Source organism: Collinsella aerofaciens, from assembly GCF_028209395.1.
GTDB lineage: Bacteria > Actinomycetota > Coriobacteriia > Coriobacteriales > Coriobacteriaceae > Collinsella > Collinsella aerofaciens_AZ.
Map to the genome: position 1 here is coordinate 1 of NZ_JAQLDQ010000026.1, position 25,521 is coordinate 25,521.

Genomic DNA, 25,521 nt, shown 5'->3' on the forward strand with positions numbered 1-25,521 from the left:
CGGTCGTACCGCCTGAAGGACGTGTCCATCGGCGGTGAGGACGGGAAGGAGGAGGGCGCCTAGGCGCCGAAAGCGGCACATCCGCGTTGGCGAATCCGGTGTATCCGCGTTGGCGCGATTGGCGAAAATGCGTTGGTGGAAATGGTGAAAATTATATTGACGCTAACACGCCCTGGGTGGCGTCGGTGTCCGCCAGGGCCGGCGAGGTCTTCGAGCGGGCCGAGGACTCCGCGCTGGCGTTCACGGCCTTCCCCAGGGCGCACTGGGCCAAGCTCCGCACCAACAACGTCCAGGAGCGCGCCAACCGCGAGATCAAGCGCCGCTACAGGGTCGTGCAGTCCTTCCCCTCGAGGGAGTCGATGCTGCGCCTGACGTGCGCGAGCCTCATGGAGACCGAGGGGCAGTGGTCCCAGCAGCGCGTGTTCTCCGAGGCCTCGGCCGCCGGGGGCTTCGCCGAGCCCGCGGGCAGGCCGGCCCCGACGGAGGGGAGGCGCCGCGCGCTCGGGCGGCGCGCCAGGGAGATAGTGGACGAGATAGTCGAGAGGCACGGCCTCAAGAAGGAGTAACATCGGGACTTGCAGCGACGGACCTCAGGACGCTCTTACACCACGTCTGCGCGCGCGACCCCACCACCCTCCGTCAACCTTCCATTCCAACCAAAAACAGCCAAAGTACGTCATGGTAATTCCCGGTGGGTCGCGGGGTGGCGGATACGACTTTCCCTCAGGATAATTCGCGAAGCCCGTTTTCCGAGGAAAGGTATTGGTTATGTAATACCAGTTAAACAAGTAAAACTATGCTTAAGTGGTATCTGGCTGGAGAATCAATTGGTATGGTTGGTTAGACCCACTTCGCCATCTACGTTCATTTTTATACCGCTGGGAGAATTCCAAACTTAATTTGCGCAACTGCTCATGTATGCTGATTCAACCTTATAGGTGGCTATCTGGTTACTACCAGTTGACCCCTTGGTAACGGGTGGGCCAATTGTACGGAATGTACCGAACACCCCCCCCGTTGATGCGTTCGCCCATGCTGCGGGGCGCGCGTCCGCGACACTTCCGCATGTCGGAGGGAAGGAGTCCAGGTGCGTAGGAATTCCATTTTTACGAAACGGTGGGTGAAGGGAAGCGCGGTCCTCGTCGCAACAGCGGCGACTCTCGTGTTCGCTAGCCCCCAGCAGGCGATTGCCACGCCGCTTAAGGGCGTCGACTCGGCGACCGTGTCTCAGTCCGCCTCGAACGTCGTCGACATCGATTTCGCCGACGGCATCAAGGGCCGTATCACATTTCTAGAGGACGGCATTTTCCGTTACAATGTCGACCCCAAAGGCGAGTTCTCTGAGTATGCCACGCCGCGTAGCAAGTCCCACACGGCTAAGATTCAGGCCCAGCCCGACACCTCGGATACCTACAGCAAGCCGAGCGCGACGGTTGTCGACAAGGGTGACACTATCGAGATCACCGGTGGAAAGGCGACCGTGATTCTGGACAAGGCGACTGGCAAGATGAGCATCAAGTCGGGCGACCGTGTCGTGGTCTCCGAGTCCGCGTCCCTCGACCTTGATAAGAAGGGCACCGTCCAGACGCTCGCCAAGGCGAAGTCCGAGAACTTCTTTGGCGGCGGTACTCAGAACGGCCGCTTCCTGCACACCAACCAGACCATCGCCATCTCCAACACCAACAACTGGACCGATGGCGGCGTTGCTTCGCCCAACCCGTTCTATTGGACGAGTGACGGCTACGGCGTGCTCCGAAACACGTTCGCAGAAGGTTCCTACGACTTCGGTTCTACGGATGCATCGACGGTCACGACTTCGCACAGCGAGAATGAGTTCGATGCCTACTACTTCGTGGCGACCAACGATGGCGCCTCGAACGTGGCAACCGAGATGCTGCAGGACTACTACAAGGTAACCGGTAATCCGGTGCTGCTGCCCGAATACGGTTTCTACCTGGGTCATCTGAATGCCTATAACCGTGATGGCTGGTCAACGACTTCGGGTCAGAAGAAGTGGGAGACCAAGGGCAGCAAGTCCTCGAGCGAGAAGGGCGACGTTAAGTACGAGTCTGGCATGGCGACGGGCTACAAGCTCGACGGCACGCTTGCGTCCGAGACGCTCAACGGTGAAGGTCCTACGGTCGATACCGAGAACATGAAGGCGACCGATTTCGACCGCCAGTTCTCTGCCCGGCAGGTTATCGATGACTACGAGGACAACGACATGCCGCTCGGCTGGTTCCTGCCGAACGACGGCTACGGTGCCGGCTATGGCCAGAACGGTTACTACAAGACCGGCGGCGTCAACTCCGACGGAACGAGTTCTGCCGAGCGCCTCAACGCCGTGCGCGCCAACGTCGACAACCTTAAGAAGTTCACCGAGTACGCTAACTCCAAGGGCGTGAGCACGGGCCTGTGGACCCAGTCCAACCTTGAGCCCGATAGCAACTCCGAGACTCCGTGGCACCTGCTTCGCGACTTCGACGCCGAGGTCAAGACGGGAGGCATCACTACCCTCAAGACCGACGTCGCCTGGGTTGGCTCTGGCTACTCTTTTGGTCTTAACGGCATCAAGACGGCTTATGACACGGTGACGACCGGCGCCAACAAGCGCCCCAACATCATTACGCTCGATGGTTGGGCCGGCACGCAGCGCTTTGGCGGCATCTGGACCGGCGACCAGTACGGCGGCAACTGGGAGTACATCCGCTTCCATATCCCCACGTATATCGGTCAGAGTCTTTCGGGCAACCCCAACATCGGCTCCGACATGGACGGCATCTTTGGCGGCGACCCCATCATCTCGGCACGCGACTACCAGTGGAAGACGTTCACGCCCTCTATGCTCGACATGGACGGTTGGGGCACCTACCGCAAGTCGCCCATGACGCACGGCGATCCCTACACGGGCATCTCGCGCTTCTACCTCAAGCTCAAAGCGCAGCTCATGCCCTATATCTACACGAGTGCGGCTTCGGCGGCCAACATCGATACGGGTAACGGCGATACCGGCCTGCCCATGATCCGCGCCATGCTGCTCTCCGACAACTCCGAGTACGCCGCGAGCACTTCGACGCAGTACCAGTATATGTTCGGTGAGAATTTCCTGGTTGCGCCGGTGTATCAGGATACCCAGGCAGATGACAAGGGCAATGACGTTCGCAACGGCATCTACCTTCCCAACTACGGCACCGATGATAATCCCACCATCTGGATCGACTACTTCTCGGGTAAGCAGTACCGCGGCGGCCAGGTCCTCAACAACTACGATGCTCCGCTCTGGAAGCTGCCGCTCTTTGTAAAGGCCAATTCCATCGTGCCGATGTATGCCGAGAACAACAACCCCGAGGCTGTGACCGAGACCAACACCAAGGGCACTGACCGCAGCCAGCGTATCGTCGAGTTCTTCGCCACCGAGGGTGAGGGCAGCTTCACGCAGTACGAGGACGACGGCTCCTCCATCGAGAACAAAACGACTGAGGACAATGCCTACGGCACGATCGACAATATCTCTTACGGTGACCATGTGAGTACCGTCTTTAGCTCCAAGGCCACGGGCGGCACCGCAACCTTTACCGCTGCGGCGTCCCAGGGCAGCTATAGTGGTTACGATTCCAACCGTACCACGACCTTTGTGGCCAACGTGTCCGCCAAGCCTGCGAGCGTCATCGCCAAGAATGGCGGCACTGCGCTCAACGTGACCGAGGTCGACTCACAGGAGGCTTTCGACGCCGCGACCCCCGAGGCTGGCCAAGCGGTCTACTTCTACAACGAAAGCCCCAACCTCAACCACTACGGCAGCGATGCGGACAGCACCGAGGCCGAGAAGGGCGAGAGCTTCAACGACACTAAGATCACCACGAACCCCAAGGTCTACGTCAAGTTTGCGAAGACCGATGTCGCTGCAGCGGAGCAGACGCTCGAGCTGGGCGGTTTCGTGAACGCCGACGCCACGCTCGCGGCCGACCGCCTCAACGAGAACCTCTCCGCACCAGCGAACCTTGCTGCCCCCGAGGACGCCACGACTCCCACGAGCATTAAGCTCACCTGGGGAAAGGTCGATGGTGCTACCTCCTACGACCTTAAGGTCGATGGCACCGTGTTCGCCGTGGGCGATGCAGCGGAATTCACGCATACCGATCTTGCCTACAATAGCAAGCACACCTACCAGATCCGTTCGCGCAACGCCGAGGGCTACTCCCGTTGGAGCGATGTGCTCGCGGCGAACTCCGCCCTCGACCCATGGCGGAACGTGCCCGAGGCCGAGAAGATCACCTGGGAGGGCTCGATCTACGGCAGCCATAAGGCCGATCTCGCCTTCGACCATGAGTTCCAGACGAGCGACGGCGGCTTCCACTCCGGCGGCAACGACCTGGGCAAGGCGCTCACCGTCGACTACGGCCGCGCCTACAAGCTCGACAAGCTCGAGTACTATCCGCGTACCGACGCCGGCAACGGCACTGTGACCAAGATGCGCATCGAGACGAGTCTCGACGGTGTCCATTGGACGAGCCAGGAGGTCGATTGGGAGCGCTCCGCCGCCTGCAAAACGGTGACGTTCGACGGCGCCGTGGCCGCACGCTACGTGCGTATGACGCCGCTCGCTTCGGTTGGTAACTTCTTCTCCGCGTCCGAGATCGCCATCTACAAGGCCGATGGTACGGACGGCTTTGCTGTGGGTTCCAACCTCAACAAGGCAACGATCTCCGATGGCGACTTTTCCAACATGAAGAATTATCTGGGTCTCGAGAACCGCGAGCCCGATACCTCGACGTTCGACTCGCAGATTCGCGACCACTTTGCCGATCTCAACGGCAACGGGGTCTATGATGTCTACGACTACTCGTTTACCATGGCGGGGCTTGATGGCGGCACCAAGCAGAAAGGCAAGGTCGCCGGCAAGCTCGCGGTGATTCCGAGCAAGACCGAGGTCGATGCCGGCGATGAGATCACCGTCGATGTCTATGCGGCCGACGCCAAGAACGTCAACGCCCTGGGCGCGCTCGTCAACTTTAAGAGTGACCAGTTTGAGTTTGTGTCCGAGAGCATCTCGCAGGATGGTTCGACCGCCGGCATGGAGAACCTGTCGCGCGAGAAGGTCCAGTTCGCGGACGGCACACAGACCATCAACCTCGCCTTTGCCAACCGCGGCGACGGCAAGCTCTACAACGGCACTGGCGCGGTGGCGAGCTTCAAACTCAAGGCCAAGACGGCCGGCAAGGTTGAACTGCCCTCGACGTCTTGGCTCATCGGTCCGGCGTGCGATGCGCTCGAGTTTACGAGTGACGGTACCGTGACGATGCCGGACGTTCCGCAGCCCACGGTTGCCGAGTACGGTCAGGATGCCTTCAACATCACGATGACCAACGACGAGCTCACGACCGACGACGGTTCCAACGTCGAGAAGCTTATTCAGCAGAAGAGCTATAACGCGCTGTTCGATAACGATGAGGGCGACAACGGCTTTGAGTTCCTGTGGAACTGGAGCGGCAACTGGGACAGCGAGGGCAAGCTTCCGAGTTACGTGAAGCTTCCCACCACGATGACATTTGCCTTTAAGACACCATCGAAGCTCGATGCCGTTGAGGTCGTCAACCGCGACGGCGGTAACGGCACCGTGCAGAAGATCAAGGCCGTCGTGACGTTCGAGGATGGCTCGACCCAGGAGTTCGCGGGTGGGGAGTACGATTCCTTCCAGGCTCGCTACGCCTTTGGCCTCTCTGCCGAGAACAAGGGCAAGAAGGCGACTAAGGTCGAGATCACGCCGCTTGAGGCATCGGGTGACCAGATGCTCACACTGCGCGAGATCAACTTCAACTACACGCAGGGTGTCGAGGCCATCGAGGGTATCGAGCTGGGCAAGAACCAGACCGAGTTCTTTGAGGGCGACGTTACGCTCGTCGACGCTAAGGCCACGCCCGAGAGCGCCGGCTACCCCTATGTGACGGTCGAGAGCTCCGACTCCTCTGTGGTGAGCGTCTCCGCTGTTCAGGCCGGCGATAGCGTGAACTACTACTTGCGTGCCAACAAGGCCGGCAAGGCAACGATCACGGTGGCGTCAGTGCTCGACCCCTCCAAGACCGCATCCTATGAGGTCGAGGTCAAGGCTGGTGTCGACACCTCTGCGCTCATGGCGGCGCTTTCCAAGGCCGCGGGCTACAGCGAGTCCGTCTACACCAAGGATTCTTATGCAGCTCTCACCGCTGCGGTCGAGGCGGCTCAGAAGCTTCTCGACGGCGGCCAGGGCAGCTATAGCAAGAAGGATGTCGCAGACGCTACGACCAAGATCGAAAAGGCAATCGACGGCCTCAAGATGCGCCCCGTTGATGAGAAGAAGCTCATCAACACGCCCGAGAACCGCGAGAACGTCAAGGTGACCGGCTTCTCGAGCGAGGCCGACTATGAGGGCAGCAACGCCGTCAACGCTCTTGACGGCGATGAGCAGACGCTCTGGCACAGCGACTATGCTTATAAGACCGGTATGCCCCAGCACCTGACCGTCGACCTGGGCCGCGACTACGATCTCACCGACGTCACGTTCCTGCCGCGCCAGGACGGCGGCACGAACGGCGATATCTTTGAGGCCGAGGTGCTGGTCTCCGACACCGCCGACGGTTATGAGATGGGCACCGCCGCGTCGATGGGTACGTTTACCTTCGACAACGACGGCCGCGTGCTCACCGACCGTGGCGACTGGAAGCAGATGAGCTTTGGTGCCGCGCGCGGTCGCTACGTGACCGTCAAGGTGCTCCACGCCGGCGGTGGCAGCGTTGACGCCTACTGCAGCATGGCGGAACTCAAGTTCTACGGTGCGGCCGTTCCCGATCCGGTGGCGAAGGACGACCTCACTGCCGCGATTGAAAAGGTGGATGCCGAGGTTGCAGCCGGCGACCTTAAGGCCAGTGACTACACCGAGGCTTCCTGGACCGCGTTCCAGAACGCCTTGGCGAGCGCCCGCGCCATCCTGAGCGACGAGAACGCCACGCAGGACGAGGTCGACCAGGCACTCAAGGCGCTCGAGGATGCCCGTGACGCGCTCGAGAAGACCCCGGTGACCCCAGTTGAGAACCCGACCAAGAAACAGCTCAAGGCCCTGGTCAAGCAGGCGAAGGAGACTGACACCAAGGGAAAGACGGCCGAGTCCGTCAAGGCCCTGACGGATGCCATTACCTACGCCGAGGATGTCTTGGGTGATGAGAATGCTTCCGACACCCAGCTCCAGGCGGCTTATGACCAGCTCAAGCTGGCCATCGAGGGCCTTAAGGATGCCGACTCCGGCAACCAGGGCGGTTCGGGCAACCAGGGTTCCGGCAATGGCTCGAACGGCGGCAGCCAGGCGGGCAAGCCCGCAGGCGACAAGGCCCAGGGCGGCAAGAAGAACGGTTCGGCGATCCCCGTTACTGGCGATCAAACGGCGGCAACTGTCGCGACTGTCGGTGGCCTTGGAGCCATCATCGCTGCGATCGGTGCCTTCTTCCACCGTCGCAATAAGGCTGAGTAGTCCCAGCGACAACTAAGCAAGCGTGCCCGCCGTCCCACCCAAGGACGGTGGGCACGCTTTTTTATTTCAGCCAACGTACGTCATAGCAATCCCCGGTAGGTCGCAGGGCGCTTCGCGGACGGGCCAGGCTTTATCTGAACGACTTTGCGAAGCAACCGGAGTGAAGATAAAGCCTGGCCCGCCCGCGAAGCGCCACAAAGACCGCAGGGACGGGAGCAGCTATACTACTCTCAGTAGTTAAGGGTCGCGGATTCGCCGCGTCACCGCTCTCAACAGGAGGTCATTGTTTATGGCAGATCAGAAGCCGGTTGTCGGGATCATCATGGGTTCCAAGTCCGATCTGGGCGTTATGGAAGGCTGCACCGCCGAGCTCGAGGCGCTTGGTGTGCCCTATGAGCTCGTCATTGCGAGCGCACACCGCACGCCGGCGAAGGTCCACGAGTGGGCCTCGACTGCTGCCGATCGCGGTATCAAAGTGATTATCGCCGCCGCCGGCAAGGCTGCTCACCTGGGTGGTGTCGTGGCTGCCTTTACGCCGCTGCCGGTTATCGGCGTGCCTATGAAGACAAGTGACCTGGGCGGTATGGATTCGCTGCTGTCGATGGTGCAGATGCCTTCGGGTGTGCCCGTGGCCTGCGTTGCCATCAATGGCGCCAAGAATGCCGCCATCTACGCTACACAGATTCTAGGTGCCTGCGACCCCGAGTATCGCAAGGTTATCGAGAAGATGAAGCAGGAGATGGCCGACGCCTAGGCGTTCCGCCGTTTCACCGCAGTATAAGGAGAGCCATGTCCGACTATCAGGGAAAACGATTCAAGGCTTCTCAGATTCCCGATCCGTCGAAGCCGGGTGCTGCCCATGCGGCGCAGCAGGGTCGGACATCCTCTCCTCAGCAGCCGCGCGCGCCGCGTTCTGTAACGCCGACGTCCCATCGCCGTCAGGATACGCCGGCTGCGTATCGCCCTTCGTCTTATAGCACCGCTAAGAAGCCGCCCCGGTCTTCATCGCATGCCGCGCCGTCGGATCACACCGAGCCGCCGCGCAAAAAGCGCCGCTCCATTATTCCCATTCTGCTCATCATCATCGGTATCGGCCTGATTGTTGCCGCCGCTGCCATCTTTATCAATGCGCAGATCGGTTACAAGCAGGCGAGCGAGTCGTACCAAAAGATCGAAGAGCAATATGCGCCCGCTAAGGACGCCAGCGGCGTGCCGGTTATCGACTTTAATGCCCTTGCCCAGACAAATCCCGAGGTCGTCGGTTGGATTTACGCACCGGGCACCAACATTAACTATCCCGTAGTGCAGACTACTGATAACTCCAAGTACCTCAACACGTTGTTCGATGGCACGTCCAACGCATCGGGTGCCATCTTCTTGGATTACGAGGATAATGCGCCCGGCATGGTGGATCAGCAGACTACGATCTATGGTCACCACATGAACGACGGATCGATGTTCAATGTGATCTCGGATACGACCGATCAGGCGACGTTCGACAGCATAGAGTACGTGTATTACATCACGCGCGACGCCACCTATAAGCTGCGTCCGCTGGCGACCAAGGTGGTCGAGGACACGTATGCCAAGGCGCGCACGACCAATTTTGAGGGCGACGACGGGCTCAAGAACTACCTGTCCGAGATGCTCGACGGTGCCTCTGCCGTGGCGAGCGATGCCACCGATCGTGCCGCTTTGGCAACCAAGGTTGTAACGCTTGTGACCTGTCGTTCGTTATCGCTGAGCAACACGCGTGCCGTCATGGTGCTCACGCCGGTCGAGGAATAGATAATGGGCTACTCAATGACGGTGAAAGGAGAAATGATGCTCGAGAATGGCAAAACGATGCCTTCGGTTGATGCTTGGCTGCGCGAGGCCAAGGCCGATTCGTCGGCACCTGCGTGCGGTATGTATCTGACACATAACGGTGTGGTGCGCGCGACGCCCAAGGCCGAGGCGCGCGGTGTCGAGACCGATGGCGTGGCGCCGGGCCACAAGGTGGGCGGCATGGTGTTCGGCTTCGATGCTCAGAAGGTGCAGGCTGCTATCGAGGCCACGCGCGCGATGCCGGGTATCGGCTATGTGCGCGTGTGGCTGGCAAGCGGCGAACTCGCCGTGGGTGACGACATCATGCTCGTGCTCATTGGCGGGGACATTCGCCCGCATGCGGTCGATGCGCTGCAGGCGCTCGTTGGCACCATCAAGAACGAATGTGTGAGTGAGGTCGAGCGCGAGGCGTAGAGGCTTGCGTCGATAGAAGGCTCGTTTATAAAAATGCCCGCCGGTACGTGTGATACCGGCGGGCATTTTGCGTTTTGGGCGCGGTGGGCGCTACACGCGCATCGCATCCTTGGGGCTCATGGTCATGCTCTGGAAGCGATTCTCCATAAAGTCATTATCGAAGTACTTGCCGTAGAACTGCGCAACGGGAATATCCGGTTCCGTGCCGTTGACGCGCTGATACCAATAATCGAGCGACTGCAGCGTCATAACGCCATCGACCAGCATAATGATGGTGAAGATGACGGTAGCCGAGTAGCGGCTCTTCCACGGAATCATGTTGATGAGCTTGAGCAGCCTCGGCAGCAGCAGCTTGATCCAGATGAGGCCGCCCAGGCCCCACAGACAGGCGAAGCCCGTGCAGGTGCGTCCGCCCGTGAGGACCACGAGCGGGTCGGGCATACCGAACAGCGTTATGTGCGAGTAGCTCCACGAGACCACGCCAAACGCGGTCTGCATAAACCAGCCCACGAACACCTCAAAGCTGGCGCCGAGCAGGGCGCTCACCAGGAAAATGATGATGGGGTTCTTTTTATAGAAGCGGTTGAGCACCATGGTCATGAGCACGGCACCAAAGCCGTAGATGGGGCTGAAGGGGCCAAACAGCATACCGGCGCGGTCCTGGTAGACACCCGGATCGTTGACGGTCATATGCCAGATATCCTCCAGGACCAGGCCGAGCACGCAGCAGACAAAGAATACCCAGAACAGGTTGAAGTAGTTGAGCTTGATGTAGCCCTCGCCGGTTTCATCGCGCCCGAGCATGCCCTCGGCGGCGGCGTCGCGGTCGAGCATCTCCTGCAGGCGGCGCTGCAGCTCGCGCTCCTGGCGCAGTGTGGGGTCGACGGTGGCCGAAAGCGCGACGAGGATGCCGAGCTGGATGGCAGGGCGCAGCAAGAAGGGCCCGATGCCCTGGAGCATCACGTCAACCAAAAGCTCGACGACGGTAAACGCGATAAGGATATAGGACAGACGGGCGGCATTGCGGCGCTGGTTCTTGATGAGGTCCAGGCCAAAGATGATCAAGATGACGGCACTGGCAGCCGAGAGCATGATGCCGGCGACAATCAGTCCGACCGCGACGAGCGTGTTGTCGCCGAGCTTGGCGGCGGCGTTGCCGTTGATGAGTGCGGTGATGACCTGCCACATAAAGGCGCCGACCGACGGGAGCGTGCCCACGCCGGACAGGATGCACAGGACGGCGTATACCTTAATGATGAGGGGGATCTTCTTGACCTCCGTGGCGCTGGGGACGCTGGGGTCGAGTTCGTTTCGATCCATACATAACCTTTCTCGTTTTGCTGTAGGTACAAGGATACGCCGCCGACCTGCCAAAAGACAGGACGAACGTCCCAATTGCAACAATGTAAGTCCTAACGGCGGGCGAAGCGTGGCGTAGTGAGGGTCGGCGTGGCACTGCCACCCACGTCGTGAAGCCAAATAAATGTTTGGCAACAAAACTGATTATTAGCTCGGTGGGCTTTTAAAAAGCGCTGTTCATGCGCGGGAGTGCTTGTCTTGCCGTGCGTATAATAGGGCAGGTAACGCCAAATAACGAGGCTCTGAGGGGATGCCATGTCTCAAGAAACCATCCACGCGGCCGAGCGCGCCGCGGGACAGGTGAAGACCATGTCGACGTATGATCCGGACTCCGACCAGCTGCATGAGGAATGCGGCATTTTTGGTGTGTGGGCACCCGATCGCGATGTGGCTCGACTGACGTACTTTGGTCTGCGCGCGCTGCAGCATCGCGGCCAGGAATCGGCGGGAATCGCCGTGGGTGATGGCGGCACGGTTATGGTTCGCAAAGACCTGGGACTGCTCGATCGCGTGTTCTCCAACGCCGACCTGTCGACGCTTTCCGGCCAGCTGGCCGTGGGCCACGTGCGCTATGGCACCGCCGGCGCTAAGAGCTGGGAGGCCTCGCAGCCGCACCTCTCTACCATCAATAGCGTCATTATCGCGCTTGCGCACAACGGTACCCTCGTCAACACCGACGAGCTGCGCCGCCAGCTGATCGAGCTGGGCGTGCCGTTCCTCTCCAACTCGGATTCCGAGGTCGCGACCAAACTCATCGGCTACTTTACTCAGCGTACAGGCCATCTGCGCGAGGGCATTCGCAAGACCATGGAGCTCGTGCGCGGCGGTTACGCCATGACGCTCATCAACGAGCAGGCGCTCTACGCATTCCGCGATCCGCACGGCATTCGCCCGCTCGTGCTGGGCAAGCTGGTGGACGAGGGTCTGGACCAGGCCGATGCCGCATCCGTTTCGCAGCTGCCGTCGCAGGACGGCGCCGCGACGGTCGACTCCGCCACCCATGTCACGCGCGCCGGCGGCTGGGTCGTTGCCTCCGAGACGTGCGCGCTCGACATCGTGGGTGCCGAGTACGTCCGTGACGTCCGTCCCGGCGAGATCTTGCGCATCAGTGCCGAGGGCCTTGTGTCCGAGCAGGGTGTGCCTGCAGCCGAAGAGCCTGCCAACTGCATCTTTGAGCAGGTCTACTTCGCTCGCCCCGACTCCATCATGAATGGCAAGAGCGTCTACGCCTGCCGTTATGACATGGGTCGTCAGCTGGCACATGAGGAGCCCGTCGAGGCCGACCTGGTCATCGGCGTGCCCGACTCCGGCCTGCCGCCCGCGGAGGGTTATTCGCACGAGAGCGGCATTCCTTTTGGCGAGGGCCTTATCAAGAATCGCTATGTGGGCCGTACGTTTATCGAGCCTACGCAGGAGCTGCGCGCCATGGGTGTGCGCATGAAGCTCAATCCGCTGCGCGACAACATCGAGGGCAAGCGTCTGGTCGTCATCGACGACTCCATCGTCCGCGGTACCACCATGGTGCAGCTCGTCAAGATGCTGCGCAACGCCGGTGCCAAGGAGATTCACATCCGTATCAATTCGCCCGAGGTCATCTGGCCGTGCTTCTACGGCATTGATACCGATGTGCAGTCGCAGCTTATCAGCGCCAACAAGACGGTCGACGAGATTTGCGAGTATATCGGCGCCGATTCGCTGGCCTTCCTTTCGGTCGAGGGCCTGCTTAAGGTCATGCCCAAGGGCGGTTACTGCGATGCGTGCTTTACCGGCCGCTACCCCGTGGCGATTCCCGAGAGTTTTGGCCGCGACAAGTTTATGGAGGGCTTTAAGCCCCGCAACCTGGACAAGCCGCTGCACTTTGACGACGACGCCGTGGTCGAGAAATACGACGACCGCAGCTGGGAAGAGGAGCACGGCGAGGCCTAAAACCTGCCAAAAAGGGACAGGTTTATTTTGGTAGGTTTTACCTGCTGTTTTGTTGATATGACGGCGCGCGTTGTTATGGCGCGCGCCGAAATGAACGCAACTATGAGCACCGTTTGGCGCCCGCGCGGCGCCACGGTAGTGGGAGAGGAAGGCTCAGATGAGCGACAGCAAGCATGTGACGTATGAGGATGCCGGCGTCGATACCGCCGAGGGCGGCCGCGCCGTCGACGCGATTAAGCAGATGGTCAAGGACACTAACCGTTCCGAGGTTATCGGTGGCATCGGCGGCTTTGGCGGCCTGTTCTCGGCCGCCGCGCTCAAGGATATGGAAGACCCGATCCTGATTAGCGGTACCGACGGCGTGGGCACCAAGCTCGTGCTCGCCCAGATCATGGACCGTCACGAGACGGTTGGCCAGGACCTGGTCGCTATGTGCGTCAACGATATTCTGGCTTCGGGCGCCGAGCCGCTGTTCTTCCTGGACTACGTTGCCATCGGTCACATCGAGGCCGAGCACATGGCAAAGATTATCAAGGGTGTGGCCGACGGCTGCAAGCTCGCGGGCTGCGCGCTCGTGGGCGGTGAGATGGCCGAGCACCCGGGCGTCATGGCTCCTGCCGACTACGACCTTGCCGGATTTACCGTGGGCGTCGTCGACCGTCCCAAGATGCTCGACCCCGCAAACGTCCGCCCGGGCGATGTGATCCTGGGCCTGCCTTCCACCGGCGTGCACTCCAACGGCTACTCGCTCGTGCGTAAGGTCATTGGCGTCGACGGCGTTAAGCCGGGCACGCCCGAGGCCGTCGCTAAGGCCGAGGAGCTGAGCCGTCCGCTCGAAGAGCTCGGCGGTGCATCGCTGGCAGACGCTCTGTTGGCCCCCACGCGCATCTACGTCAAGCCGATCCTGGAGCTGCTCCGCGGCGGCGCTCCGGTGCATGCCATCGCCCACATCACTGGCGGCGGTATTACCGAGAACCTCAACCGTGCACTCGCCGACGACGTCGACGCCGTGGTCACCCGCAACGGCGCCGAGATGGGTTGGGACGTTCCGCCCGTCATCACCTACGTGTCGCGTCAGGCCGAGCTCGCGCCCAACGAGGCATGCAAGACCTTCAACATGGGCGTCGGCCTGTGCCTGATCGTCGCCCCCGAGGACGAGGCCGCGGTTACCGAAGCCCTGGTCGCGCTGGGCGAGAAGCCGTTCCGCGTGGGCGAGTGCGTCGAGGGTTCCGGTAAGGTCGTGTACTCCGATGAGCGCTAACGAGCAGATGGCTGCTAGTGAGGGCCTGGGCTTTGTGCCCTACACCCGTCCGACCGGCACCGATACGGTCGAGCCGCTCAAGATCGGTGTGCTCATCAGCGGTTCGGGTACCAACCTGCAGGCGCTGATCGATCTGATCGCCGCCGGTAAGCTCAACGCCTCGATTGAGCTTGTGGTGTCGAGCCGTCCTTCGGCTAAGGGTTTGCAGCGCGCTGAGCGCGCGGGCATCCAGACGCTCACGCTGTCCAAGGATGTCTATGCCGACCCTATTGCCGCCGACGAGATCATCGCGCACGAGCTGCTCGAGCGCGGCTGCGAGTACGTGGTGATGGCCGGCTATATGCGCATGGTGCACACACCGCTGCTGGCGGCGTTTCCCAACCGCGTGGTCAACTTGCATCCGGCGCTGCTGCCGAGCTTTACCGGTGCGCATGCGATTGACGATGCCTTTGCGCGCGGCGTCAAGGTAACTGGCGTGACCGTGCATTTTGCCAACGAGGTCTACGACAACGGTCCCATCATCGCCCAGCGTGCGCTGGCTGTCGAGGAGGGCTGGGATGTCGACGCGCTCGAGGAGCACATCCACGCGATTGAGCACGTGCTGTATCCCGAGGTCGTGCAAATGCTCGCCGACGGCCGCGTCCACGTGCTGGAGAGCGGCAAGGTCGCAATTGATGCGCCCCGCGTCTAGCGGCGCACAGTACAATTTAGTTGAGTGGTCAGGGTGGTCATTGGCGCCAAGGCGCGCGTGGCCACCTTTTGTTTTGGGTAGTCATCGGGGACGTTCCTGAATGACTAGGTGAGAGAGGTGAGCGCATGGCGGATAACGAAGCGCTGTTTACGCCTGAGCTGGTGTTTTTTGATTGGGAGTGCGCGACGCCGGGCGAGGTGTTTGCGCGGCTCGAGGGCGAGCTTGCCCCGCGCGGCTACATTGCCGAGGGCTGGCTCAACGCCGTCCGCACGCGCGAGGACGCCTATCCCACGGGTCTCGCTATGCCGGCGGCAAACATCGCCATTCCGCATACCGATCCGGGATTTGTGGCCAAGCCCTATATCGCGGTGGTAAAGCCCGCCGCGCCCGTGACGTTCAACGCGATGGCGGGCATGGGCGCCCCGGTGCCGGCGCAGATCGTCATCAACCTGGGCATTGCCGAGCCGGGCGGCCAGGTCGAGGCACTTCAGGCGCTTATGAATATCTTTATGGACACCGACGCTGCAGCCGATGTGCTTGGCCAGACCACGCCCCAAGGCATGGTCGACGCCATCCGCCGCCACTTCTAAGTCCGGCACTGGGGGACTGTCCCTAACCGCCGGCAGAAAAGGAGCGCCCTGGCATTAACCTGCCAGACCTGTCCCCTTTGCACCAAAATGGTGCAGATTAACCCGTCCCCCATGCACCAGGTGTGCCGTGGGGGCTGCGTTGTGACACAATGGCGTTTGTTCGATTCATGATGCGAAAGGCCAAACATGGCAAATAAGAAAAAGAACCCCGAGGCCGCGCCGACGCCCGAGCAACAGGCTCGCGCCGCCTCCAGCTCTCGCAAGAGGCAGCGCAAGACCTATGTGTCCAAGACCGTCAAGATTGTCCTGGTGGTCATCGGCGTGCTGGCGATGCTGCTCTCCGTCTCGGCCATGGCGTGCTCCGGCCTGATGTCGCAGACCGAAAGCGCCAGCTCGGGCTATAAGCTCACTGGTGGTGTGGCTGCCACTATCAACGGCACCAACCTCACCGAGGACACCGTGACCAAGCAGATCATGAGCATGCGCACGTCCTACGGCTACACCAAGGACAAGGACTGGGCACAGTACCTGGTCGACAACGACCTCACGCCCAAGAAGTACCGCAAGCAGCTCATCGACTCCTACACGCAGCAGATCCTGCTTCAACAGGCGCAGAAGGAGAATGGCGTGACGGTGTCGGACGAGGAGGTCGAGAAGGCTTGGAAGGACGCGTGCAAGAGCGCGGGCGGCGCCAAGACTTTTAAGAAGACTCTCAAGACCTACGGCTACACCGAGGACACCTACAAGGATTCGCTCAAGGAGAGCCTGGCGCAGCAGAAGCTCAAGGATGCCGTGGCGCCCACCAGCAAGCCCAAGGACAGCGAGATCGTCGATTACATCAATGAGAACCTGTCCAACTATAACGATGCCCGTCGTTCGTCGAATATCCTGATCAAGGTCGATTCTGACGCTTCCGACGAAGACAAGGCTGCCGCCAAGGCCAAGGCGCAGGAGTGTCTGGACAAGATCAACTCCGGTGAGCTGAGCTTTGAGGACGCCGTTGAGCAGTACTCCGAGGACACCGGTTCCAAGGAGAAGAAGGGCGATGTGGGCTGGGATAAGCTCACCACTTTCGTCGACAGCTACCAGACGGCGCTCGAGGGGCTCAACAAGGGCGATGTGAGCGAAGTCGTCGAGTCGACCTATGGTTACCACATCATCAAGTGCACCGACTACTTCCATGTCGATAATCAGGTTGATGACATCAACCAGGTGCCCAAGGACATCAAAAAGTACGTCTCCAACGTGGTGAAGACGCAGGCGGCCAGCACCGCGTACAGCGAGTGGCTGGAGCAGTACAAGAAGGACGCCGACATTACCGTCAACCCCATGCCCAAGGACGTACCCTATAACGTGAGTCTGAAGGGCGTCACCAAGAGCTCGACCGACGATTCGTCGACGACTGAGTAATCATGGGGCGGTGCTCGCGCGAGTGCCGCCCACGCTATTAGAGAGGATTTGCAGATGACCAACGAAGAGCTGCAGAAGGAAATGATCGCGGCCATGAAGGCCAAGGACAAGGTTCGCCTGTCCATCATTCGCCAGGTCAAGGCCGAGGTGAAGAATATCGAGGTTAACGAGCGCCGCGATGTGACCGAGGAAGACGTCAACAGCATGATCAAGCGTCTGATCAAGCAGACGAGCGAGACACTGGAGATGTCCATCAAGGCCGGCACCGACCAGGAGCGTACCGACAACCTGACCGAGCAGGTCAAGATTCTGGAGAGCCTGCTGCCCGCGCAGGTTTCGGGCGAGGAGCTCGAGGCTCTGATCGAGCAGGTCATCGCCGAGCTGGGCGCCACGTCCAAGAAGCAGATGGGCCAGGTTATGGGTGCACTCGGCAAGGCCACTGGCGGCAACTTCGATAAGCCGGCCGCGGCAAAGATCGTCGGAGCCAAACTCGCGTAATTTGTTACGCGGTTTTACCAAACCGCGTAACGGCTCGACGCTGCAAACCCGTACACGCGGCAATCTGACGTTCAATTTCAAGGGCGCGACCATAAGGTCTGCGCCCTTTCATTTCACGTCACCTTGCTCGCGTGTACGGGTTTTCGCTGACTTATGCTCAACAAGGGCGGTTGGGCACTCATTGGGGACAGACTTAAATGAGTGCCCAATGAGCAGGTACTCATTTAAGTCTGTCCCCAATGAGTGGGTGGAAGGTTGCGGGTTCTTTACGGGAATGTAGTGCGGGCTGCGGAAACGCGGTTCTTTCCGTACAATAGTTCAACTCGTGTAAACGCAGGGAAGGGACATTCATGGCAGACATGATCGAGATCAAGCATCTCAACAAGTACTTTGGCGACCTGCATGTGCTCAAAGATATCAATCTCACCGTCAAGCGCGGCGAGAAGCTCGTAATGATCGGGCCTTCCGGCTCGGGTAAGTCGACGCTCATCCGTTGCGTCGATTATCTGGAGGAGCCCATGTCGGGCGAGGTCGTCATCGACGGTACGCCGCTCACCAAAAAGAATCACCTGGAGATGGCTCGCAAGTATAGTTCCATGGTGTTTCAGCAGTTCAACCTGTATCCCAACATGACGGTGCTGGGCAACCTGACGCTCGCGCCCATCAAGCTGCAAAAGAAGAGCAAGGAGGAGGCGACCGAGATCGCCATCGCCGCGCTCAAGCGCGTTGGCATGGCGCATAAGGCCGGCGAGTATCCGCAGAACCTCTCGGGCGGTCAGCAGCAGCGCATCGCCATTGCCCGTGCCCTGTGCACCAAGCAGCCCATCATCCTGTTTGACGAACCGACCTCGGCGCTCGACCCCGAGATGGTCCAGGAGGTTCTGGACGTTATGATTGAGCTCGCGCAGGAGGATATCACCATGATCTGCGTGACGCACGAGATGGGCTTTGCGCGCCAGGTGGCCGACCGCGTCATCTTTATGGAGGACGGCCGCATTCTGGAGGAGGGCACGCCTGAGCACTTCTTCGATAACCCCGAGAACCCGCGCTGCCGCGAGTTCCTGTCCAAGATTCTGCACTAGGCGCGGTGATGGACATGACGGATATGACGAGGGCGGCCGTGTCGCGCCGTCACTTTTTGCAGCTGGCTGGCGCCGGCATGCTTGCGCTGACGGGGACCGCGCTTACCGGTTGCGGCAACTCCACCAGCGGCGAGGACTCCGACAAGGGGTCCAAGCTTGCGGCCATCAAATCGCGTGGCCATCTGAATGCCGGCGTTAAGAAGGACGTTCCCGGCTATGGCTATTACGACACCGCCAAGGGCCGCTTTGAGGGCATGGAAGTCGATTTGTGCTACCAGATCGCCGCTGCCGTCTTTGGCGTGAGCTACAAGGATGCTCGCGTCCAGGAGCTTGTCGAGTTTACCGATGTAACGCCCAAGACGCGCGGCCCACTGATCGATAACGGCCAACTCGACGTGGTCGCGGCGACCTACACCATCACCGACGAGCGCAAGAAGAGCTGGGATTTCTCGACGCCGTACCGCACCGACTACGTGGGACTCATGGTCAAGAAGCGTTCGGGCTTTACCTCGATTGAGGACCTGGACGGCAAGGTCATCGGCGTGAGCCAGGGTGCTACCACGCAGAGCCTGATTGAGCAGATGATCAAGGACAACGGCTTTAGCTGCAAGCCCGAGTTTAGGGCCTTTAGCGGCTACCCCATCATCAAGAGTTCGCTCGACGCCGGCAATATCGACGTCTTTGCCATGGACCGCTCCACGTTGGCCGGTTACATGAACGAGACCGTTGAGCTGCTGCAGCCCGAGGTCAAGTTTGGCGAGCAGGGCTACGGCGTGGCGACCAAGAAGGGCTGCGACCTTTCGGCCGTGGTCGATCAGGTGGTTTGCGATCGCCTGGCCGACGGCTGGCTCGACCAAGAGGTCAAGACCTGGGGTCTTGTATAGGCGCATCGTCCAAGGAAGGAATCAAATGCTCGAAGGATTATTTGACGCCGACCGTTGGTCGACGACATTTCAAAACATGGGGCCCTTCTGGGAGGGCTTTGGCGTGACGCTACAGGTGGTCGTTGCCGGTCTGCTGCTGTCGCTGGTGCTGGGCACGCTGCTGGGTGTGTTCTCTACCACCCGTTCGCGCGTGCTGCGCGCCATAAGCCGCGTATACGTGGAGTTTTACCAGAACACCCCGTTGCCCGTGCAGGTGCTCTTTATGTACATGGCTGGTCCGCAGTTTTTGCAGGCCATAACCGGTGCCGACCAGCCGGTGCGCATCGCGCCGTTCGTGCTGGGCTTCTTGGGCGTGGGCCTGTATCACGCGGCCTACATCTCGGAGGTCATCCGCACCGGTATCGAGGCGGTTCCGCGCGGTCAGATGGAGGCGGCGCAGAGCCAGGGCTTCACCCGTGCGCAGGCGTACTGGTACATCGTGCTGCCCCAGACATTCAAGATCATTCTGCCGCCGCTGTGCAACCAGGCACTCAACCTAGTCAAGAACACGTCGGTGCTGGCGCTTGTGGCCGGCGGCGACCTTATGTACCGTTCCGACAACTTTGTGAGTCTGTACGGTTACCTGCAGGGATACATCGTCTGCTGCCTTATGTACTTCATCATCTGCTTTCCGCTCGCCATGCTGGTGCAGTGGCTCGAGCGCCGCTCCAAGGAGCGTCCGCGCGGCGTGAGCCTCGCCGAGCTGGGGCTCGACAACGTAGAGGAGGCCTAGCGCATGGAAATCTTCAACGCGACCAACCTGCTCTACATTTGGGGCGGCTTTGTTAAGACGATCGAGATCTCGGTGCTGTCGATCTTTTTCTCGCTCATCTTTGGCACGGTGCTGGCGCTTGTTAAAAGCTATGCGCCCCGCCCGTTCCGTATTTTGGTGAGTGCCTATATCGAGCTGTTCCGTTGCACGCCGAACCTGCTGTGGATCCTGTTTATCTACTTTACGGTGCAGGGCTTGGACATTGTGATTTCGACCATCGCCTTTACGCTGTTTACCAGCGCTGTTATGGCCGAGATTGTGCGCGGCGGCCTCAACTCGATTCCGCGCGGCCAGTTTGAGGCAGCGCAGAGCCAAGGCTTCGGCTTTTTTGCCACCATGCGCTACATCATTCTGCCGCAGACGTTTAAGACGATCATTCCGGCGCTGTTTAGCCAATGCACGACCGTCATTAAGGACAGCTCGTATCTTTCGGGCATTAACGTGGCCGAGCTCATGTACACGGCAAACGTCGTGATGGCCCACGCGATTGATCTGTCGCAGGTACTTATGCTCTACGGCCTGGTGTTTGCGATGTACTTTATGCTCAACTTTGGTATCTCGTTGTTGGTGAGGGCATATCAACGCCGCATCGTGGCCGCATAGTCCTGCTTCCCCAAGCACGGCACCTTGCCCCTCAATCGTCGCTTGCGTACATTTAGTACGCGGCGCTCCTCTTTCGGGGCAATCTGCCGCACTTGGGAAACCAGGACGGTCGTAAGTGACAAAATGGGAATCAGGAATTGCCTTTTCTCATTTGTTAGAAAGGAATCGCGATGAGCGATCTGGAGAACAAGAAGAGTCCTGTGGTCATTACCATCGCGCGCGACTTTGGTGCCGAGGGCCACGAGATCGGACGCATCCTCGCCAACGAGTTGGGGATTCCTCTGTACGACAACGAGCTACTGGTGCGCGCGTCGCTGCGTGCGGGCGAGTCGCTCGATAAGATGGCCGCCTACGACGAGCGTCTGGCTGTGGAGAACATGGCGTTTCTGCCCGACCGCTACGACGCGCGCTCGTACTCGGACAAGTTGTTCCAAAAGATGAGCCAGGTGATTTTGGACCTGGGCGAGACCGAGAGTTGCATTATCGAAGGCCGCCTGTCCGATTATCTGCTTCACAACAACCCCAACCACATTGCCGTGTTGGTGACCGCACCCTTTGAGGACCGCGTCGAGATCGTGCGCAAGAAGCGCGGCCTTAACAAAAAGAAGGGCGCCAAGCTGGTCAAGCAGCAGCAGAAGGCGCGCGAGGCGTTCTACAAGCGCTACAGCGCCGGAAAGTGGAAGATGACGAGCGGCAAGGACATCGTCGTCAACCGCGCCAAGTTGGGCCGCGAGGGCTGTAAAGACGTCATCGCCGCAGCCTACCGCTATAAAGTGGCGCAGCTCGAAGGCTAGCCGACCAAAACCACCACAAAGGGGACAGGCACCTTTGTGGTGGTTTTTGTTTTAGGCTGAGGGGAAGGCCTTGGCGGCAGTGCCTATCCTCGGCTTTTGCATAGTCTCGATCTGTAACACCAAGCCAGCGAAAATGGCTCTAACTGTTACAGATTGAGATGAACCGTTCGGCCGTCAGCCCAACGTCTTGATCTGTAACACCAGGCGGCATATTTGGTCTCTAACTGTTACAGATTGAGATGCAGCGTGGCCGGCCGGCACAATATCTCAATCTGTAACAACTGCAGGGCTCAACGGACTCCAGCTGTTACAGATTGAGACAAAACGACCGGGCAAGTCCCAAACCACCACAAAGGTGCCTGCCCCATCGTGGTGGTTTGGGCGGCCGGCATAAAAAAGTCCCCGCCGGGCGTGTGCTCGACGGGGACTTTGCCGTTTGATGGCTAGCGCTGTAGGTGATTACTCGCCCAGCAGGCTCTTGGTGATGGAAGCGGCGGCCTTCTTGCCGGCGCCCATCGCCAGAATGACCGTAGCGGCACCGGTGACGATGTCGCCGCCGGCCCAGATGCGGGGATCGGTGGTCTGGCCGGTCTCCTCGTCGGCGACGATGTAGCCCCACTTGTTGAGCTCCATCTTGCCGCCGATCTTCTTTGCGAAGGGGTTGGCGTTGGTACCGATAGCCGAGATTGCGACATCGCAGGGAATCTCCTCGATGGCGCCCTCGATGGGCACCGGGCGACGACGGCCGGACTCATCGGGCTCGCCGAGCTCCATCTTCTGGACCTTGACGGCGCACACGGAGCCGTCCTCGCCAGCGACAAACTCGAGCGGGGAAACGAGCGGCAGAACCTCGACGCCCTCGGCCTTGGCGTGGTGCAGCTCGGCACGACGGCAGGGCATCTCGTCCTCGGTACGACGGTAGGCGATGATGGCGTGCTCAGCGCCCAGGCGCTTGGCGGTACGGACGGCGTCCATAGCCACGTTGCCGCCACCAAAGACAACGACGTTCTTGCCGTGCTTGGTGGGGGTGTCGTACTCGGGGAACTTGTTGGCCTTCATCAGGTTCACGCGGGTGAGGTACTCGTTCGCGAAGAAGACGTTGGGCAGGTTCTCGCCGGGGACGTTGAGGAACTTGGGCAGGCCAGCGCCGGTCGCCACGTAGATGGCGTCGAAGCCCTGCTCGAACAGCTCCTCGGCCGTGGCCATGTTGCCCACGACGGAGTTGTACTCAAACTTGACGCCCATGTCCTCCAGGCCGTCAATCTCGCGCTTGACGACCGCCTTGGGCAGACGGAACTCGGGGATGCCGTAGACCAGCACGCCGCCGCCGGTAAAGAAGGCCTCGAAGACGGTGACGTCAAAGCCGTTGCGGGCGAGCTCGCCGGCGCAGGTGATGCCGGACGGGCCGGAACCGACGACGGCGACCTTCTTGCCGTTCTTGGGAGCCATCTTGGGCGTGGAGGCGAGCTCGGGGCGGTCGCCCAGGAAGCGCTCGAGCTGGCCGATGGCCACGGGCTCGGACTTCTTACCACGGATGCACTTGCCCTCGCACTGGTTCTCCTGCGGGCAGACGCGGCCGCAGATAGCGGGAAGCATGGAGTCCTCGCGGATGGTATCGAGGGCGCTGCCGAAGTCCTTCGCGCGGATCTGCTCGATAAAGCGGGGGATGTTGATGTTGACGGGGCAGCCCTCAACACAGAACGGCTTCTTGCAGTTGAGGCAGCGCTCGGCCTCGGCCAGCGCCATCTCCTCGGTGAAGCCCTTGTCGACGGGGCGGAAGTCGCAGGCGCGCTCGGCAGCCGGCTCCTCGTTATCGGGGGTGCGGGGCGACTTCATATCGGCAACGAAACGACCGTTAACTAGTGGCATGCGCAGCTCTTTTCCTCATAGGCCTTGAGGGACTCGCCCTCTTCGGAACGGTAAGCGGCCTGGCGGGCACGAAGGTCATCCCAGTCGACCAGGGTGGCATCGAAGTCGGGGCCGTCGACGCAAGCGAACTTGGTCACGCCGCCCACCTCGACGCGGCAGCAGCCGCACATGCCGGTGCCGTCAACCATGATGGGGTTGAGGGACGCGGTGATGGGGGTGTCGTACTTCTGGGCGGTGAGGGTCGAGAACTTCATCATCGGAACGGGGCCGACGCAGAAGACCTGGCTCACGGCCTTGTCCTGCAGCAGGCGCTCCAGCGGAGCGGTGACAACGCCCTGCTCGCCGTAGGAGCCGTCGTCAGTGGTGATGTGGATGTGGTCCTCGTCGAGGAGCTCGCGGAACTGGTCCTCCATGAGCAGGAGGTCCTTGGTGCGAGCGCCCATGATGGCGTGGACCTCATGACCGGTCTCGACCAGGTGCTTGGCGACCGGGAAGGCAATTGCCAGGCCGACGCCGCCGCCAATGACGGCGCAGGGGCCCTCGGCCATCTCGGTGGGAACGCCCAGCGGGCCTACGACGTCGCGCAGCGACTCGCCGGCCTCGTATGTGGACAGCATCTCGGTGGTCTTGCCGATCACCATGAAGATGAACTCGACCCAGCCCTCGTCACCGTTCCAGCCAGCTAGGGTAAACGGGACGCGCTCGCCCGTCTCGTTGGCGCGAACCATGAGGAACTGTCCAGCGTGCGCATGCTTGGCGATTGCGGGCGCCTCGATGCGGAACTTGAACACCTTCTCCGAGAACTGCGTCTTCTCCAGGATCTTATACATAGAACCCCTCTCTTGTTAGGGCCGCCGAACCGTGCCTCCACGGAAATGGACGGTAGCCCGAATAAAACCGTACGTGCACAGGCGTTGTGCAGACATACGGTGCAAATTATACCCTCATGGACATGTCACTTACGTGTGTCTTCGGCGGTTGGGAGCAGGGTTTATCCACTTTGGCCTATCAAAGGGGGAGAAGTTTATTTTGGTCGGTTTTATCAGGTAAAACGGCAAAGGGGGCCGGCCTCGGGCTGTGATGAGGCCGGCCCCCTTTGGGGTGCTATGCATGTATGTCGGCGCGCGGTTGATTGCGATGCCGCAACTGGGGAGTTTCCGCAGGTAAAACTTGCCAAAATAAACCTGTCCCTAAATGATAGGTTTTAGTGCTTGCCGTTGGCGGAAGCGGCGCCGTTTACGTGATCGCGGGCGTAGATTACGCCGTGGACGATGGCCAGACCGGCGGCGTCGGCGGCGCGGGCACAGGTGTCCTGGAAATCCTCGGCCTCGCGGGCGCGCAGCTGCTTAAGCACGTAGTCGGCGACAGCCATCTTGCCGGGAGGGTTGCCGATGCCGGTGCGGATGCGGCTGAAGTCGCGGCTGCCCATCTTGTCGATGATGGAGCGCAGGCCGTTGTGACCGGCGTGGCCGCCGCCCACCTTAACACGCACGTCGCCGGCGGGAATATCGAGCTCGTCGTGAATCACGAGCAGCTCCTCGGCCTTGATCTTGTACTCGCGGCAGAGCTTGGAGATGGGCCCGCCCGAGGTGTTCATGTACGACTGCGGCTTGACCAGCACGATCTGGCGCTTACCGCCCTCTTCCTCGGGATCGTTGATGTTGATGAGCGCGACCTCGGCGCCTGCTTGGTTTTTCCAGTACGTGACGCCGGCCTGACGGGCCAGCTCGTCGATTGCTTTGAAACCAGCGTTGTGACGGGTCTCGGCATATTCCTCGCCAGGGTTGCCAAGTCCGGCAACCATGCGAATCTTAAGCGGCTGTGCAGCTGCCATGTTTATCCTTCCGTTACATAAAAAGTTTAATCAACGACAAAGGCTACCACGCCCGCCGAAGGCGAGGCTTTGCTTCAGCGAAATCCCACCAGACAAAAGCGCGGCCGCGGCAGAGCGAGCCGTCGGAACAGAAGAAACCCCCGCGCGACCTTTGCGAAGCAAGGGGG

General features: G+C 60.5%; 20 protein-coding genes. 16 read left to right on the forward strand and 4 right to left on the reverse strand.

Annotated features, from left to right (window positions below; all coding sequences use genetic code 11):
* Nucleotides 1-185: 185 nt before the first annotated feature.
* From PMW67_RS08485 to PMW67_RS08505, 5 genes are all read left to right on the forward strand, one after another.
* A complete protein-coding gene (locus PMW67_RS08485) occupies nucleotides 186-566 on the forward strand; it encodes a transposase (RefSeq protein WP_430733094.1) in 381 nt (126 codons plus the stop codon).
* A gap of 596 nt (nucleotides 567-1,162) precedes the next feature.
* Complete coding sequence (locus tag PMW67_RS08490; RefSeq protein ID WP_270226716.1) at nucleotides 1,163-7,501, forward strand: discoidin domain-containing protein; 6,339 nt, start codon at nucleotides 1,163-1,165, stop codon at nucleotides 7,499-7,501.
* 289 nt (nucleotides 7,502-7,790) lie between these two features.
* Nucleotides 7,791-8,255, forward strand: coding sequence for a 5-(carboxyamino)imidazole ribonucleotide mutase (purE, locus tag PMW67_RS08495; protein ID WP_006235810.1), 465 nt, complete (start codon nucleotides 7,791-7,793; stop codon nucleotides 8,253-8,255).
* A 35-nt stretch (nucleotides 8,256-8,290) separates the two neighbouring features.
* Nucleotides 8,291-9,289 carry a class B sortase gene (locus PMW67_RS08500; protein WP_271739475.1) on the forward strand — a complete coding sequence of 333 codons (999 nt, stop codon included), beginning with the start codon at nucleotides 8,291-8,293 and terminating at the stop codon, nucleotides 9,287-9,289.
* A gap of 33 nt (nucleotides 9,290-9,322) precedes the next feature.
* Nucleotides 9,323-9,742, forward strand: coding sequence for a molybdenum cofactor biosynthesis protein MoaE (locus tag PMW67_RS08505; protein WP_271739477.1), 420 nt, complete (start codon nucleotides 9,323-9,325; stop codon nucleotides 9,740-9,742).
* Between the two features lie 90 nt (nucleotides 9,743-9,832).
* Here the strand turns inward: PMW67_RS08505 and PMW67_RS08510 are convergent, their stop codons facing one another.
* Nucleotides 9,833-11,062, reverse strand: a complete 1,230-nt coding sequence (locus tag PMW67_RS08510; protein WP_271739478.1) for a putative ABC transporter permease — start codon at nucleotides 11,060-11,062, stop codon at nucleotides 9,833-9,835.
* Nucleotides 11,063-11,356: 294 nt separating this feature from the next.
* On the opposite strand from PMW67_RS08510, the gene purF reads away from it, so the two are divergent.
* From purF to PMW67_RS08565, 11 genes are all read left to right on the forward strand, one after another.
* Nucleotides 11,357-13,027 carry an amidophosphoribosyltransferase gene (gene purF / locus PMW67_RS08515; protein WP_271739479.1) on the forward strand — a complete coding sequence of 557 codons (1,671 nt, stop codon included), beginning with the start codon at nucleotides 11,357-11,359 and terminating at the stop codon, nucleotides 13,025-13,027.
* A gap of 157 nt (nucleotides 13,028-13,184) precedes the next feature.
* Entirely contained in the window at nucleotides 13,185-14,288 is a 1,104-nt protein-coding gene (gene purM / locus PMW67_RS08520) for a phosphoribosylformylglycinamidine cyclo-ligase (RefSeq protein ID WP_117647777.1), read from the forward strand.
* Entirely contained in the window at nucleotides 14,278-14,979 is a 702-nt protein-coding gene (gene purN / locus PMW67_RS08525; RefSeq protein ID WP_117840358.1) for a phosphoribosylglycinamide formyltransferase, read from the forward strand. The genes purM and purN overlap by 11 nt, the downstream gene beginning before the upstream one ends.
* Nucleotides 14,980-15,104: 125 nt before the next feature.
* On the forward strand, nucleotides 15,105-15,569 hold the full coding sequence (locus PMW67_RS08530; RefSeq protein ID WP_271739481.1) for a PTS sugar transporter subunit IIA: 465 nt from the start codon (nucleotides 15,105-15,107) through the stop codon (nucleotides 15,567-15,569).
* 186 nt (nucleotides 15,570-15,755) lie between these two features.
* Complete coding sequence (locus PMW67_RS08535; protein WP_271739482.1) at nucleotides 15,756-16,979, forward strand: peptidylprolyl isomerase; 1,224 nt, start codon at nucleotides 15,756-15,758, stop codon at nucleotides 16,977-16,979.
* Between the two features lie 54 nt (nucleotides 16,980-17,033).
* Nucleotides 17,034-17,477 carry a GatB/YqeY domain-containing protein gene (locus PMW67_RS08540; RefSeq protein WP_006235801.1) on the forward strand — a complete coding sequence of 148 codons (444 nt, stop codon included), beginning with the start codon at nucleotides 17,034-17,036 and terminating at the stop codon, nucleotides 17,475-17,477.
* Between the two features lie 350 nt (nucleotides 17,478-17,827).
* Complete coding sequence (locus tag PMW67_RS08545; RefSeq protein ID WP_271739484.1) at nucleotides 17,828-18,559, forward strand: amino acid ABC transporter ATP-binding protein; 732 nt, start codon at nucleotides 17,828-17,830, stop codon at nucleotides 18,557-18,559.
* Between the two features lie 8 nt (nucleotides 18,560-18,567).
* A complete protein-coding gene (locus PMW67_RS08550; protein ID WP_271739486.1) occupies nucleotides 18,568-19,443 on the forward strand; it encodes a transporter substrate-binding domain-containing protein in 876 nt (291 codons plus the stop codon).
* A 25-nt stretch (nucleotides 19,444-19,468) separates the two neighbouring features.
* Nucleotides 19,469-20,215 (forward strand): amino acid ABC transporter permease, encoded by a 747-nt coding sequence (locus PMW67_RS08555; protein WP_035136546.1) that lies wholly within the window; start codon nucleotides 19,469-19,471, stop codon nucleotides 20,213-20,215.
* A gap of 3 nt (nucleotides 20,216-20,218) precedes the next feature.
* Nucleotides 20,219-20,857, forward strand: coding sequence for an amino acid ABC transporter permease (locus tag PMW67_RS08560; protein WP_271739488.1), 639 nt, complete (start codon nucleotides 20,219-20,221; stop codon nucleotides 20,855-20,857).
* Nucleotides 20,858-21,027: 170 nt separating this feature from the next.
* A complete protein-coding gene (locus PMW67_RS08565; protein WP_117840354.1) occupies nucleotides 21,028-21,651 on the forward strand; it encodes a cytidylate kinase-like family protein in 624 nt (207 codons plus the stop codon).
* Nucleotides 21,652-22,110: 459 nt separating this feature from the next.
* Here the strand turns inward: PMW67_RS08565 and gltA are convergent, their stop codons facing one another.
* The 3 genes from gltA to pth all read right to left on the reverse strand — a co-directional run bounded on the left by gltA (nucleotide 22,111) and on the right by pth (nucleotide 25,354).
* Nucleotides 22,111-23,520: an NADPH-dependent glutamate synthase gene (gene gltA / locus PMW67_RS08570; RefSeq protein WP_271739489.1), complete on the reverse strand. Its 1,410-nt coding sequence runs from the start codon at nucleotides 23,518-23,520 to the stop codon at nucleotides 22,111-22,113.
* A complete protein-coding gene (locus tag PMW67_RS08575) occupies nucleotides 23,511-24,350 on the reverse strand; it encodes a sulfide/dihydroorotate dehydrogenase-like FAD/NAD-binding protein (RefSeq protein ID WP_006235793.1) in 840 nt (279 codons plus the stop codon). Before PMW67_RS08575 ends, gltA begins: the two co-directional genes overlap by 10 nt.
* 374 nt (nucleotides 24,351-24,724) lie before the next feature.
* Complete coding sequence (pth, locus tag PMW67_RS08580; protein ID WP_195246394.1) at nucleotides 24,725-25,354, reverse strand: aminoacyl-tRNA hydrolase; 630 nt, start codon at nucleotides 25,352-25,354, stop codon at nucleotides 24,725-24,727.
* Nucleotides 25,355-25,521: the final 167 nt, after the last annotated feature.